The sequence below is a fragment of the Pseudomonas sp. 14P_5.3_Bac1 genome, assembly GCF_025466135.1.
In the GTDB taxonomy this organism is placed as follows: domain Bacteria; phylum Pseudomonadota; class Gammaproteobacteria; order Pseudomonadales; family Pseudomonadaceae; genus Aquipseudomonas.
Genome location: NZ_JANLOF010000036.1, coordinates 15,650 through 28,851 on the forward strand (window position 1 = coordinate 15,650; position 13,202 = coordinate 28,851).

The following is a 13,202-nucleotide window of genomic DNA, read 5'->3' on the forward strand; positions in this document are numbered from 1 at the left end:
TGCTAGATAGTTGAACGCGCAACAGGCAAAAAAAAGCCCGCAGTGTGGGCGGGCGAAAAACCAACGAAGAGCTTTGGGGGTGTGAAGCGAGGTGACGCTCAGCTACCGCGATAGGTGGAGTAGCTGTAAGGCGAAATCAGCAGGGGCACATGGTAATGGTCCTGTTCGGCGCTGATGCCAAAACGCAGCACCACCACATCCAGGAAAGCCGGTTCGGGAAGCTGCACACCGCGGGCCCGGTAATAATCGCCGGCACTGAATTGCACCTGGTACACACCGCTGCGGTAATCGTCACCTTGCAGCAACGGCGCGTCGCAACGGCCGTCGCTGTTGGTCACGGCGGTGGCGACCAGCTCCAGTTGCGCGCCTTCGACGCGGTACAGTTCAACCTTGATCGCGCTGCCGGGGCAGCCATGTGCGGCGTCCAAAACGTGTGTGGTCAAGCGTCCCATGGCGTCTTTGCGCCTCCCGTAGGCAGTAGAAAAGTGATCCGCACTCTTTCAGGGCAGTGAAAAAGCCGGCGATGGCTGATTAAGACACTTTCTAAAAAAATTGTACACAATAAATTCAACAAATATCCCGCACCTCGCAGCCACCGGTTCGCCGACCACCGCGTTGCACCTGATAAAACCCACTGAGGCGATCGCCGGCCAGCCAGCGCCTACCGCTGGACATCCGCGAAAAACTTTTTAGCGTTTAGCTGACCAGTCAGGCAGGTTTCTTGCAGTAGCTTGAGTGCGCGCCGTTGAGAAAAAATGCAGAAATGCGGGCTTACAAAGTCGGCGATAAGTTGTATACAATCACTCATCGCTACTACGACGAACAAGAAGGAAGACTGCAGTGAGCGCTGACTACCCACGCGACCTGATCGGTTACGGCAGTAACCCTCCTCACCCCCACTGGCCGGGCAAGGCACGCATCGCGCTGTCTTTCGTACTCAACTACGAAGAAGGCGGCGAGCGCAACATATTGCACGGCGACAAAGAGTCCGAGGCATTCCTTTCGGAGATGGTCTCGGCCCAGCCGCTGCAAGGCGAGCGCAACATGAGCATGGAGTCGCTGTATGAATACGGCAGCCGTGCCGGCGTGTGGCGCATCCTCAAATTGTTCAAAGAATTCGATATCCCGCTGACCATCTTCGCCGTGGCCATGGCCGCCCAGCGCCACCCGGATGTGATCCGCGCAATGGTCGCCGCCGGCCATGAGATCTGCAGCCACGGCTATCGCTGGATCGACTACCAGTACATGGACGAGGCCCAGGAGCGCGAGCACATGCTCGAAGCCATCCGCATCCTCACCGAGCTGACCGGCGAGCGCCCATTGGGCTGGTACACCGGTCGCACCGGCCCCAACACCCGGCGGCTGGTGATGGAGGAAGGCGGCTTTCTGTACGACTGCGACACCTATGACGACGACCTGCCCTACTGGGAACCCAACAACCCCACCGGCAAGCCGCACCTGGTGATCCCCTACACCCTGGACACCAACGACATGCGCTTTACCCAGGTGCAGGGTTTCAACAAGGGCGATGACTTTTTCGAGTACCTCAAGGATGCCTTCGACGTGCTGTATGCCGAAGGCGCTGACGCACCGAAGATGCTTTCCATCGGCCTGCATTGCCGCCTGATCGGCCGCCCGGCGCGCCTCGCCGCCCTCAAGCGTTTTATCGAATACGCCAAGGGCCATGAACACGTCTGGTTCACCCGACGCGTCGATATTGCCCGCCACTGGCACGAAACCCACCCGTACACGGGAGCGGCGAAATGACTGCGTTCCAAACCTTGAAACCGTCGAGCCTGAGCCGCGATGCATTCGTGACAGCCTTCGCCGACATCTACGAACATTCGCCATGGGTGGCCGAAAAGGCCTTCGACCTGGGCCAGGACGCATCGATCGACCAGATCGAAACCCTGCACCAGCGCATGAGCGACATCCTGTTGAGCGCCGATCATGCCAGCCAGCTGGCCCTGATCAACGCTCACCCGGACCTGGCGGGCAAAGCTGCCGTCCAGGGCCAGTTGACCGAAGCCAGCACGAATGAACAGGCTGGCGCCGGTATTCACCAATGCTCGAGCGAGGAGTTTTCTCGCTTCACCGAGCTGAACGATGCCTACAAGGCCAAGTTCAAGTTTCCCTTCATCATGGCGGTAAAAGGCAGCAACCGGCACCAAATCCTCGCCGCGTTCGAAACGCGCATTCACAATTCGGTGGAAGCCGAGTTCAAATGCGCCCTGGCCGAGATCAACAAAATCGCGTTGTTCCGATTACTGACCCTTTAGCAGACCTGGCCCGAGCGCTCATGACGCCCAGGGCCTGGCGAGCATCCCAAGCCACTTTATTTAAGGCAGACAAGAAGAATGAAAGCTTACGCCGTACCTTTCGAGAAGTTCGTCAACTTGGCCGACGCCCGTCTGGGCACCAAGATCCTTTCGGTGACCGATGACTGGTTCGCTGACGCCAACCGCCTGTTCCAGCCGACCCCGGCCGTGTGGAAGGAGGGCGTTTTCGATGACAACGGCAAGTGGATGGACGGCTGGGAGTCGCGCCGCAAGCGCTTCGAAGGCTACGACAGCGCGGTGATCCGCCTGGGCGTACCCGGCTCGATCAAAGGCGTGGACATCGACACTTCATTCTTCACCGGCAACTTCCCGCCGTCGGCGTCCCTGGAGGCGTGCTTCCTGGCCTCGGGCGATCCTGATGAAAACACCCAGTGGGTGGAAGTGCTGTCGGCCGTCGAGCTGCAAGGCAACAGCCACCACTACCACGAAATCAGCAACGACCAGGCGTTCAGCCACCTGCGTTTCAACATCTACCCGGATGGCGGCGTAGCCCGTCTGCGCGTGTATGGCGTGCCGTTCCGCGACTGGTCGTCGGTGGGCGACAACGAACAAGTCGACCTGGCCGCAGCCTTGAACGGTGGGCGCGCGCTGGCCTGCTCCGATGAACACTTCGGCCGCATGAGCAACATCCTCAACCCGGGCCGTGGCATCAACATGGGCGACGGCTGGGAAACCGCACGTCGTCGTACGCCAGGCAATGACTGGGTCATCGTCGCGCTGGGTCACCCTGGCGAGATCGAGAAAATCATCGTTGACACGCTGCACTTCAAGGGCAACTACCCGGACACGTGCTCCATCCAGGGCGCGTTCGTCAAAGGCGGCACCGACAGTCAGATCGAAACCCAATCGCTGTTCTGGCGCGAACTGCTGCCGGCGCAGAAGCTGGAAATGCACGCCGAACACACCTTCGCCGAGCAGATCAAGGCGCTGGGCCCGATCACTCACATCCGCCTGAATGTGTTCCCCGATGGTGGCGTGAGCCGCCTGCGGGTCTTGGGCAAAGTAGCTAAATAAGCGGTGAGCCCATCGCAGGCAAGCCAGCTCCCACATTTGAATGTATTTGCAAATCAAAATGTGGGAGCCGGGCTTGCCCGCGATAGCGATAGAACAAACAACACAGAACTCGGATAAGAGACAGCCATGCGCACACTAGTGATCGAACCCCTGACCAAAGAAGCCTTCGCCCCTTTCGGAGACGTCATCGAAACCGACGGCAGCGATCACTTCATGATCAACAACGGGTCGACCATGCGCTTTCACAAGCTGGCAACGGTAGAAACCGCGCAGCCTGAAGACGACGCGATCATCAGCATCTTCCGCGCCGACGCGCAGGACATGCCGCTGACCGTGTGCATGCTGGAGAGACACCCGCTGGGCAGCCAGGCTTTCATTCCGCTGCTCGGCAACCCCTTTCTGATCGTGGTCGCGCCACTTGGCGATGCACCTGTATCGGGCTTGGTCCGCGCCTTCGTCACCAACGGCAGGCAGGGCATTAATTACCATCGCGGCGTCTGGCACCACCCGGTGCTGACGATCGAAAAGCGGGATGACTTCCTGGTGGTTGATCGCAGTGGCACCGGCAATAACTGCGATGAGCATTTTTTCAAAGAGGATGAGCGGTTGATCCTCGCCCCCCACCAATAAGAGAAGGTCTGATCACTCGACAACAGAGTGACAGGCGAGAGGTAAAGACTGTGGAAGCACATTTGATGGAATGGCTGAACCTGAGCGTGCGCTGGGTTCACATGATCACCGGCGTCGCCTGGATCGGCGCTTCGTTCTACTTCGTCTGGCTGGAAAACAACCTCAATCGCGTCAACCCCAAGGACGGCCTCGCCGGTGACTTGTGGGCGATCCACGGTGGCGGTATCTACCACCTGGAAAAATACAAACTGGCCCCGCCGACCATGCCGGACAACCTGCACTGGTTCAAATGGGAAGCCTATTTCACCTGGATGTCCGGCATCGCGCTGCTGTGCGTGGTGTTCTACGCCAACCCGACCTTGTACCTGCTGGCCCCGGGCAGCAGTCTCAGTGGCCCCGAAGGCGTACTGCTGGGCATCGGCTCACTGTTCGTCGGCTGGTTCATCTACTCCTTCCTCTGCGACTCGGCCCTGGGCAAACGCCCTGCCCTGCTCGGTTTGATCCTGTTCGTGCTGTTGATTGCTGCCGCGTACGGTTTCAGCAAAGTGTTCAGCGGGCGTGGTGCCTACCTGCACGTGGGTGCGGTGATCGGCACTATCATGGTCGGCAACGTGTTCCGCATCATCATGCCCGCCCAGCGTGCACTGGTAGCGGCCATTGCCGAGAACCGCACGCCGGACCCGGCGCTGCCCGCCAAAGGCTTGCTGCGCTCACGGCACAACAACTACTTCACCCTGCCGGTGCTGTTCATCATGATCAGCAACCACTTCCCGAGCACCTACGGCAGCCAATACAACTGGCTGATCCTGGCCGGTATTGCGGTGGCAGCCGTGTTGGTACGGCACTACTTCAACACCCGTCATAACAGCCAGAAGTACGCGTGGACCTTGCCGGTTGGCGCACTGGCGATGATTTGCCTGGCGTACGTGACCGGTCCAAAACCGGTGTCGACGGCTCCGGATGTGGCCAAGGCTCCGGCTGCCATCGAGTACCAGCCGCTGCCGGAAACGGCACTGGGTGGCGGGCTCAAACCGGCTGCGCCAGCGGCACCCGCACCGGCCCCCGCCGAAGCAGCACCGGCGCAGGCATCGATTGACTTTGACAAGGTGCATGGGGTGATTCAGGAACGCTGCGCCGTGTGCCATTCGGCCAAGCCGACCAGCCCGCTGTTCAGTACCGCGCCGGCGGGCGTGATGTTTGATACGCCGCAGCAGATTCAGCAATTGGCTCCGCGCATTCAGGCCCAAGCCGTGGCCAGCCAGATCATGCCGCTGGGCAACATCACCCAGATGACTCAGCAGGAGCGCGACCTGATCGGCACCTGGATCAATCAAGGAGCCCGCACAAACTGACAGCCTGATACAGATCCAAATGTGGGAGCGGGCTTGCTCGCGAATGCGATCGTTCAGTCACTGATGAGTTGAATGACACACCGCTTTCGCGAGCAAGCCCGCTCCCACAGGGGATTTGCGCCGGTTTACCGATCGCGTTTCAAATGGCAATTGAATGCCAAACAACACAAAAATAAAAAGATTCGAGGTGTTGCATGTCCCAGTTAGAACCGCAGACTCCTGCCGCGCCCGCCATGGTGCGGCTGCCCCTCTTGCAACTGATTCTGGTAGGCCTGCAACACGTCTTGCTGATGTACGGCGGCGCCGTCGCCGTGCCCCTGATCATTGGCCAAGCCGCCGGTTTGAGCCGTGAAGAAATCGCCTTTCTGATCAACGCCGACCTGCTGGTAGCCGGTATCGCCACCATGGTGCAGTCGTTCGGCATCGGCCCGGTGGGCATCCGCATGCCGGTGATGATGGGCGCCAGTTTTGCCGCCGTCGGCAGCATGGTGGCGATGGCCGGCATGCCCGGTATCGGCTTGCAGGGGATCTTCGGCGCAACCATTGCCGCCGGGTTCTTCGGCCTGCTGATCGCGCCGTTCATGTCCAAGGTGGTGCGTTTTTTCCCGCCGTTGGTGACCGGCACCGTGATCACCGCCATCGGCCTGTCGCTGTTTCCGGTGGCCGTGAACTGGGCCGGTGGAGGCAGCGCCGCCGCCACGTTCGGCTCGCCGGTCTACCTGGCGATTGCCGCACTGGTACTGGGCACCATCCTGCTGATCAACCGCTTCATGCGTGGCTTCTGGGTGAACATCTCGGTGCTGATCGGCATGGCGCTCGGCTATGGCCTGTGCGGCATGCTCGGCATGGTTGACCTCAGCGGCCTGGCGCAGGCGCCGTGGGTGCAGGTGGTGACGCCATTGCATTTCGGCATGCCCAGGTTCGAGTTGGCGCCGATCCTGTCGATGTGCCTGGTGGTGGTCATCATCTTTGTCGAGTCCACCGGCATGTTCCTCGCCCTGGGCAAAATCACCGGCCAGGATGTCACCCCAAAAATGCTGCGCCGTGGCCTGCTGTGTGATGCCGGCGCATCGTTTTTTGCCGGCTTCTTCAATACGTTTACCCATTCCTCGTTCGCGCAGAACATTGGCCTGGTGCAGATGACGGGCGTGCGTTGCCGCTCGGTGACGATCATGGCCGGCGCGTTTTTGATTGTGCTCAGCCTGTTGCCCAAAGCCGCCTTTCTGGTGGCCTCGATTCCACCCGCGGTACTCGGCGGCGCGGCAATTGCCATGTTCGGCATGGTCGCGGCGACCGGGATCAAGATCCTGCAGGAAGCCGATATCGCCGACCGGCGCAACCAGTTGCTGGTGGCGGTGAGCATCGGCATGGGCCTGATCCCGGTGGTGCGTCCGGAGTTCTTCGCGCAATTGCCCTTATGGATGAGCCCGATTACCCACAGCGGAATTGCCATGGCCACCCTCAGCGCGTTGTCGCTGAATGTACTGTTCAACATTCTGGGAGGTGCTGAACGCCCCGTTGTCGCCCACACGCATTGATTCCACCTGTTTTTAAAAACAACAAAAATAATAAACAACAGGAAACACGCACATGCACGCCATCCACCTAGGGCCGGCCACCCGCCGCGCCCTATTCTTGCCCCTCGCGCTCTCTAACAGCGCACTTGAGCCAAGGCCTGGGAGCCAGTATTCTCCGCGCCCGCTCGAATCGACTCAAAAAAAAACAGCGAATGTAAAAGCTGACTGCAGGGCCAACTTATCCCGGCCCCGCAGTGGCTGCCAAAGTGCGCAAAAGCCCCCTGAATTCGACTGCAGTTTGTGCAGCCGACGGGGATTTTTTGGCTTTTTGAACACCTTGGCGCAGCTCTTGCTAAAAGCATTAAAGCTGACCAGACAGACGATTTTTTCAGCGAACCAAAAGGCGCCACACCAGAGCGCCTGCGTAGAAAAACAACCATAAAACTTTGACTCGGGAGCAACCGAATGAAACCTATGTTGAAAGGCCTGATGCTGGCAGGATCCCTGCTGGCCGGTGGCCAAGCCGTCGCGGGCGATCTGTTGCAGTGGCAAAACAACAGCCTGACGTATCTATGGGGCAAGAACTTCACCGTCAACCCGCAGATTCAGCAGACCGTCACGTTTGAACATGCCGATGCCTGGAAGTACGGCGACAACTTCTTTTTCGTCGACCGCATCTTTTACAACGGCAAGGAAGACGGCAACGTCGGCCCAAGTACCTACTACGGCGAGTTCAGCCCGCGTTTGTCGTTCGGCAAGATTTTCGACAAAGACTTGTCATTCGGCCCGATCAAAGATGTATTGCTGGCCTTCACTTACGAGTTCGGCGAAGGCGATAACGAGTCGTACCTGTTGGGCCCGGGTTTTGACTTGAACATCCCGGGTTTCGACTACTTCCAGCTGAACTTCTATCAGCGCCAGACCGAAGGCAATCGGCCGGGTGACGGCGTATGGCAAATCACCCCGGTCTGGTCTTACACCATCCCCGTGGGCAATTCCAACGTGTTGATCGACGGTTTCATGGACTGGGTCGTGGACAACGACAAGAACGCCCGTGGCACTTACCACGCCAACCTGCACTTCAACCCGCAGGTTAAATACGACCTGGGCAAGGCGCTGCACTGGGGCGAGAAGCAGTTGTATGTGGGTTTTGAATACGACTACTGGAAGAACAAGTACGGGATTGAAGATTCCGGCGCGTTCAAGACCAACCAGGACACGGCGAGCTTCCTGGTCAAGTACCACTTCTGATTGAGCAACGCCAATCCCCTGTGGGAGCTGGCTTGCCTGCGATTGCACTCTGTCTATGCCACCTGTGCTGGCTGACACACCGTTATCGCAGGCAAGCCAGCTCCCACATTCAGATCGTGTTCAGCCCAAGGAATCTGGACAATTCCTCGCGCTTGGCCAACGCATCCTTCCTGCCCAGTTCAATCAACTCGCTGCAATACCCCGCCTCGAACAGCAAGTAACTCAGCACCCCTGCCCCGCTGGTTTTGGTCGCGCCCGGCCCGCGCAAGAACAGGCGCAACGCTGCGGGCAACTCCTGGCGATGCCGCGCGGCGATCTCGTCGATCGGCTGGCTCGGCGCGATCACCAACACCTCCACCGGGGCCAGGCCCTGAATCGCCGCATCCGCCGGCAACACGTGGCTGAACTGGTTCAGACGCTCGAGCAATTCGATATCGCTCTCCAGGCTGTCAATGAACGTGCTGTTGAGCATGTGCCCACCGATCTGCGCCAGGGTGGGTTCCTGGCCGGTGTAGGTGCGTTGCGTGGAAGGCTCATTGCCGCGCGGATTGCCACTCACGCCCACCACCAGCACCCGACTGGCGCCCAGGTGCAAGGCCGGGCTGATCGGCGCGGATTGGCGCACCGCGCCATCGCCGAAATACTCCTGATCGAGTTTGACCGGAGCAAACAGCAAGGGGATCGCCGAACTGGCCAGCAAGTGTTCAACCGTGAGTTGGGTGGGCATGCCGATACGCCGATGGCGCAGCCACGCATCGATAGTGCCGCCGCCCTGATAAAACGTCACTGCCTGCCCGGACTCATAGCCGAAAGCGGTGACCGCGACCGCGTGCAGGTGGTTGTTACGGATGGCCGCATCGATGCCGTCCAGGTGCAGTTTGTCGTTGAGCAATGCGCGCAGCGGTGTGCTGTCGAGCAACGCGACCGGCACCTGAGCCCCCAGGCCGAGCAAGCTGTGGATCAAGAAACGACTGGCCTGGCGGATAACTCCAGGCCAGTCGCTGCGCAGCACCCGATGGCTGCGAAAGCCCTGCCAGAACGCCGTGAGGCGCTCGATGGCAGCAGTGAAATCAGTCGCGCCGCTGGCAAGACTCACCGCATTGATCGCCCCCGCTGACGTGCCGACGATCACCGGAAAAGGATTGGGCGCCCCTGGCGGCAGCAATTCGGCAATCGCTGCCAAGACCCCCACCTGATACGCCGCTCGCGCCCCGCCGCCGGAAAGAATCAAGCCTGTGACCGGTTCAGTTGGGCGCATTGCATCACTCCATGTGGGGCAGAAACGTTATCGACGGCGTTTTTCGTACAGCTTGGGCTCACCCGGTGGCCGGCTCTTGAAACGCCGATGGGTCCACAGGTATTGCTCCGGGCATTCGCGAACCGACGCCTCGACCCACTGGTTGATGCGCAGGCAGTCGAGCTCATCGGTTTCGCCCGGGAAGTCGGTCAACGGCGGGTGGATCACCAGGCGGTAACCACTGCCATCGGCCAGGCGTTCCTGGGTGAACGGCACCACCAGCGCCTTGCCCAGGCGGGCAAATTTGCTGGTGGCGGTGACGGTGGCGGCCTGAATGCCGAACAGCGGCACAAAGATACTTTGCTTGGCGCCGTAGTCCTGGTCCGGTGCGTACCAGATGGCGCGGCCGGCGCGCAGCAACTTGAGCATGCCGCGCACGTCTTCGCGCTCTACCGCCAGGGAATCGAGGTTATGCCGCTCGCGGCCACGGCGCTGAACGAAGTCGAACAGCGGGTTGCCGTGCTCGCGGTACATGCCATCGATGGTGTGTTTCTGGCCGAGCAGCGCCGCGCCGATTTCCAACGTGGTGAAGTGCAGGGCCATAAGAATCACACCCTTGCCATCGAGCTGCGCCTGCTTGAGGTGCTCCAGCCCTTCGACATGGGCCAGGCGTGCCAGGCGTTGACGCGACCACCACCAGCTCATGGCCATCTCGAAAAACGCGATGCCGGTGGAAGCGAAATTTTCCTTGAGCAGCTTCTTGCGCGCTTTGGCGGATTTTTCCGGGAAGCACAGTTCCAGGTTGCGCGCGGCGATGCGGCGGCGCTCGCCAGCCACGCGGTACATGCCCGCGCCTAATAAACGACCAATGGTCAACAACGCGCGGTATGGCAACTGGGTGATCAGCCACAGCAGGCCGAGCCCCAGCCATAGCAGCCAAAAACGCGGGTGAAAAAATACAGCTCGAAAACGCGGGCGATCCATTACAGATTCCGGTAAAGACAGGGCCGCGCATTCTACAACGTTCGACTCGGCTTGCGGCCCGTGGATGTTCTCGTTATAAGTCTCGACACTTTTCGTGACAAGCCGCTTTTGCCGACCATGAGCCAAACCGAACCGCTAGACCAAGATCCCGTGTTCCAGCTGAAAGGCAGCATGCTCGCCATCACCGTGCTGGAACTGGCCCGCAATGACCTCGATGCCCTGGACCGCCAACTGGCCGCCAAGGTCGCCCTGGCGCCGAACTTCTTCAACAATGCCCCGCTGGTGTTGGCCCTGGACAAACTCCCGGCCGGCCAGGGCGCGATTGATTTGCCCGGGCTGATGCGCGTTTGCCGCTCGCATGGTTTGCGCACCCTGGCGATTCGCGCCAGCCGTATTGAAGACATCGCTGCGGCAATCGCCATTGAACTGCCAGTACTGCCACCGTCGGGTGCCCGCGAGCGACCGCTGGACCCGAGCGAAGGTGAAGTGAAGAAAAAACCGGAGAAACCGCCGGAGCCCACCGTCAAGCCTACAAAGATCATCACCTCCCCCGTACGCGGCGGGCAGCAGATTTACGCCCAGGGCGGCGACCTGGTAGTGATCGCTCCCGTCAGTCCGGGTGCGGAACTTCTTGCCGATGGCAACATCCATGTATACGGCCCGATGCGCGGACGTGCCCTCGCCGGCATCAAGGGTGATACCAAGGCCCGTATTTTTTGCCAGCAGTTGACCGCTGAGCTAGTGTCCATCGCAGGCCAGTACAAGGTTTCAGAAGATTTGCGCCGTGATCCGCTATGGGGGGCCGGGGTACAAGTCAGCCTGTCGGGCGATGTGTTGAACATCATCCGTCTTTAACGGATACTGCCGCATTTTCCAAGCATCTCTAGACTCTGATAGCACAGCGAAACCGGCAAGATTTACGTAGGAATATTCGAAGTTGGCGTTTCCCCTTGGGAAACCACATCTTTTCCTACAAAGGCTGTCCGCCTGCAGCGAGTTCCAAGAGATGTTTTTCAGGGGCTGAAAAGTCCTTTTTCCTTAGGGGTGAAACACCTTGGCCAAGATTCTCGTGGTTACATCCGGCAAGGGTGGTGTGGGTAAGACCACCACCAGCGCCGCTATCGGTACCGGCCTCGCTTTGCGCGGCCACAAGACAGTCATCGTCGACTTCGACGTCGGTTTGCGTAACCTCGACCTGATCATGGGCTGCGAACGCCGCGTGGTGTACGACTTCGTCAACGTGGTGAACGGCGAAGCCAACCTGCAACAGGCCCTGATCAAGGACAAGCGCCTTGAGAACCTGTACGTACTGGCCGCCAGCCAGACCCGCGACAAAGACGCGCTGACCAAAGAAGGCGTAGGCAAAGTCCTCGCCGAACTGAAAGAAACCTTCGAATACGTGGTGTGTGACTCGCCGGCCGGTATCGAAACCGGTGCTCACCTGGCGATGTACTTCGCCGATGAAGCCATCGTGGTGACCAACCCGGAAGTGTCCTCGGTACGTGACTCGGACCGCATGCTGGGCCTGTTGGCCAGCAAGTCCAAGCGCGCCGAAGAAGGCCAGGACCCGATCAAGGAGCACTTGCTGCTCACCCGCTACAACCCTGAGCGCGTCAGCAACGGCGAAATGCTTGGCGTTGAAGACGTGAAGGAAATCCTCGCAGTGACCCTGCTGGGCGTGATCCCGGAATCCCAGGCCGTCCTGAAGGCTTCCAACCAGGGCGTTCCGGTGATTCTTGACGACCAGAGCGACGCCGGCCAGGCGTACAGCGATGCCGTTGATCGCTTGCTGGGCAAGACCGTGGAACATCGCTTCCTCGATGTTAAGAAGAAGGGATTCTTCGAGCGTATCTTTGGAGGCAACTAAACAATGAAATTTCTCGACTTCTTTCGCGCCAACAAAAAGCCAAGTACCGCGTCGGTAGCGAAAGAGCGTCTACAGATCATCGTGGCGCACGAACGCGGCCAACGCAGTACCCCGGACTACCTGCCAGCCTTGCAGAAGGAACTGGTCGAGGTGATCCGCAAGTACGTCAATATCGGCAACGATGACGTGCATGTCGCCCTGGAAAACGACGGCAGCTGCTCGATTCTGGAACTCAATATCACCCTGCCTGATCGTTAATCGAAAAGGCGGCCGCCACGGCGGCTCGGTCACCTTGATCCCTGTTGGGGAACCGGGTGGGCGAGCCGCCGTTGGCGTTTGTTACGAGGCTGTTTAATGCCGCTGTCCACTATCCATATCCTGCACCAGGACGACGCTGTCCTGGTGGTGAACAAGCCGACCCTGCTGCTCTCGGTGCCCGGCCGCGCCGACGATAACAAGGACTGCCTGATCACCCGCTTGCAGGAAAACGGCTACCCCGAAGCCCGCATTGTCCATCGTCTGGACTGGGAAACCTCAGGGATCATCCTGCTTGCACGCGACGCCGATAGCCACCGCGAGCTGTCGCGCCAGTTTCACGACCGCGAAACCGAAAAAGCCTACACCGCCCTGGCGTGGGGCCAGCCGGCACTGGACAGCGGCAGCATCGACCTGCCCCTGCGCTACGACCCGCCGACCAAGCCACGCCATGTGGTCGACCACGAGTTCGGCAAACACGCGCTGACCTTCTGGAAGGTATTGGAGCGTTGCGGCGACTGGTGTCGCGTCGAGCTGACACCGATCACCGGGCGTTCGCATCAATTGCGCGTGCACATGCTGTCAATCGGGCATCCACTGTTGGGTGACGGCCTGTACGCCCATGAACAAGCCCTGGCCGCCTGGCCACGCCTGTGCCTGCACGCGAGCATGCTGAGCTTCACCCACCCGCAAAGCGGCGAGCGGCTGCGCTTCGAGTGCCCTGCGCCTTTTTAAGGTGCGAACACAGTCAAATGT

14 protein-coding genes are annotated in these 13,202 nt (G+C 59.9%); 11 read left to right on the plus strand and 3 right to left on the minus strand.

The features are described from left to right. Nucleotides 1–98: 98 nt before the first annotated feature. Entirely contained in the window at nucleotides 99–452 is a 354-nt protein-coding gene (gene uraH, locus NTD89_RS08335; RefSeq protein ID WP_106576519.1) for a hydroxyisourate hydrolase, read from the minus strand. Between the two features lie 388 nt (nucleotides 453–840). Between uraH and puuE the strand changes: the two genes are divergently transcribed. From puuE to NTD89_RS08370, 7 genes are all read left to right on the plus strand, one after another. Then, complete coding sequence (gene puuE, locus NTD89_RS08340; RefSeq protein WP_145158784.1) at nucleotides 841–1,767, plus strand: allantoinase PuuE; 927 nt, start codon at nucleotides 841–843, stop codon at nucleotides 1,765–1,767. Beyond that, a complete protein-coding gene (gene uraD, locus NTD89_RS08345) occupies nucleotides 1,764–2,279 on the plus strand; it encodes a 2-oxo-4-hydroxy-4-carboxy-5-ureidoimidazoline decarboxylase (RefSeq protein WP_145158786.1) in 516 nt (171 codons plus the stop codon). The genes puuE and uraD overlap by 4 nt, the downstream gene beginning before the upstream one ends. 78 nt (nucleotides 2,280–2,357) lie before the next feature. Further along, nucleotides 2,358–3,353 (plus strand): allantoicase, encoded by a 996-nt coding sequence (gene alc, locus NTD89_RS08350; protein WP_242195532.1) that lies wholly within the window; start codon nucleotides 2,358–2,360, stop codon nucleotides 3,351–3,353. A gap of 126 nt (nucleotides 3,354–3,479) precedes the next feature. Continuing rightward, nucleotides 3,480–3,983, plus strand: coding sequence for an ureidoglycolate lyase (locus NTD89_RS08355; RefSeq protein ID WP_262207078.1), 504 nt, complete (start codon nucleotides 3,480–3,482; stop codon nucleotides 3,981–3,983). Nucleotides 3,984–4,033: 50 nt separating this feature from the next. Beyond that, nucleotides 4,034–5,335 (plus strand): urate hydroxylase PuuD, encoded by a 1,302-nt coding sequence (locus tag NTD89_RS08360; protein WP_262207079.1) that lies wholly within the window; start codon nucleotides 4,034–4,036, stop codon nucleotides 5,333–5,335. Nucleotides 5,336–5,529: 194 nt separating this feature from the next. Further along, complete coding sequence (locus tag NTD89_RS08365; protein ID WP_262207080.1) at nucleotides 5,530–6,873, plus strand: nucleobase:cation symporter-2 family protein; 1,344 nt, start codon at nucleotides 5,530–5,532, stop codon at nucleotides 6,871–6,873. Nucleotides 6,874–7,317: 444 nt separating this feature from the next. Continuing rightward, entirely contained in the window at nucleotides 7,318–8,103 is a 786-nt protein-coding gene (locus NTD89_RS08370; RefSeq protein ID WP_262207082.1) for an outer membrane protein OmpK, read from the plus strand. A gap of 109 nt (nucleotides 8,104–8,212) precedes the next feature. Here NTD89_RS08370 and NTD89_RS08375 read toward each other — a convergent pair whose 3' ends face one another. Together NTD89_RS08375 and NTD89_RS08380 are read right to left on the minus strand one after the other, a co-directional pair. Then, on the minus strand, nucleotides 8,213–9,361 hold the full coding sequence (locus tag NTD89_RS08375) for a patatin-like phospholipase family protein (protein WP_145158795.1): 1,149 nt from the start codon (nucleotides 9,359–9,361) through the stop codon (nucleotides 8,213–8,215). Nucleotides 9,362–9,388: 27 nt separating this feature from the next. Then, nucleotides 9,389–10,324 (minus strand): lipid A biosynthesis lauroyl acyltransferase, encoded by a 936-nt coding sequence (locus NTD89_RS08380; protein WP_262207083.1) that lies wholly within the window; start codon nucleotides 10,322–10,324, stop codon nucleotides 9,389–9,391. Nucleotides 10,325–10,441: 117 nt separating this feature from the next. On the opposite strand from NTD89_RS08380, the gene minC reads away from it, so the two are divergent. The 4 genes from minC (at nucleotide 10,442) to NTD89_RS08400 (ending at nucleotide 13,181) form a co-directional block, all read left to right on the plus strand. Then, nucleotides 10,442–11,179 (plus strand): septum site-determining protein MinC, encoded by a 738-nt coding sequence (minC, locus tag NTD89_RS08385; RefSeq protein ID WP_106576509.1) that lies wholly within the window; start codon nucleotides 10,442–10,444, stop codon nucleotides 11,177–11,179. A 199-nt stretch (nucleotides 11,180–11,378) separates the two neighbouring features. Beyond that, nucleotides 11,379–12,191, plus strand: coding sequence for a septum site-determining protein MinD (minD, locus tag NTD89_RS08390; RefSeq protein ID WP_003175251.1), 813 nt, complete (start codon nucleotides 11,379–11,381; stop codon nucleotides 12,189–12,191). A 3-nt stretch (nucleotides 12,192–12,194) separates the two neighbouring features. After that, nucleotides 12,195–12,449 carry a cell division topological specificity factor MinE gene (gene minE / locus NTD89_RS08395; RefSeq protein ID WP_003175252.1) on the plus strand — a complete coding sequence of 85 codons (255 nt, stop codon included), beginning with the start codon at nucleotides 12,195–12,197 and terminating at the stop codon, nucleotides 12,447–12,449. 96 nt (nucleotides 12,450–12,545) lie between these two features. Continuing rightward, a complete protein-coding gene (locus NTD89_RS08400; protein ID WP_106576508.1) occupies nucleotides 12,546–13,181 on the plus strand; it encodes an RluA family pseudouridine synthase in 636 nt (211 codons plus the stop codon). Nucleotides 13,182–13,202 lie beyond the last annotated feature (21 nt).

What these genes read in the sequence shown, in the direction of transcription:
- NTD89_RS08355 (WP_262207078.1), top strand. Translation starts at nt 3,480, where the DNA reads ATGCGCACACTAGTGATCGAACCCCTGACCAAAGAAGCCTTCGCCCCT.
- minE (WP_003175252.1), top strand. Translation starts at nt 12,195, where the DNA reads ATGAAATTTCTCGACTTCTTTCGCGCCAACAAAAAGCCAAGTACCGCG.
- NTD89_RS08380 (WP_262207083.1), bottom strand. Translation starts at nt 10,324, where the DNA reads ATGGATCGCCCGCGTTTTCGAGCTGTATTTTTTCACCCGCGTTTTTGG.
- NTD89_RS08375 (WP_145158795.1), bottom strand. Translation starts at nt 9,361, where the DNA reads ATGCGCCCAACTGAACCGGTCACAGGCTTGATTCTTTCCGGCGGCGGG.
- uraH (WP_106576519.1), bottom strand. Translation starts at nt 452, where the DNA reads ATGGGACGCTTGACCACACACGTTTTGGACGCCGCACATGGCTGCCCC.
- minC (WP_106576509.1), top strand. Translation starts at nt 10,442, where the DNA reads ATGAGCCAAACCGAACCGCTAGACCAAGATCCCGTGTTCCAGCTGAAA.
- NTD89_RS08370 (WP_262207082.1), top strand. Translation starts at nt 7,318, where the DNA reads ATGAAACCTATGTTGAAAGGCCTGATGCTGGCAGGATCCCTGCTGGCC.
- alc (WP_242195532.1), top strand. Translation starts at nt 2,358, where the DNA reads ATGAAAGCTTACGCCGTACCTTTCGAGAAGTTCGTCAACTTGGCCGAC.
- NTD89_RS08365 (WP_262207080.1), top strand. Translation starts at nt 5,530, where the DNA reads ATGTCCCAGTTAGAACCGCAGACTCCTGCCGCGCCCGCCATGGTGCGG.
- uraD (WP_145158786.1), top strand. Translation starts at nt 1,764, where the DNA reads ATGACTGCGTTCCAAACCTTGAAACCGTCGAGCCTGAGCCGCGATGCA.
- NTD89_RS08400 (WP_106576508.1), top strand. Translation starts at nt 12,546, where the DNA reads ATGCCGCTGTCCACTATCCATATCCTGCACCAGGACGACGCTGTCCTG.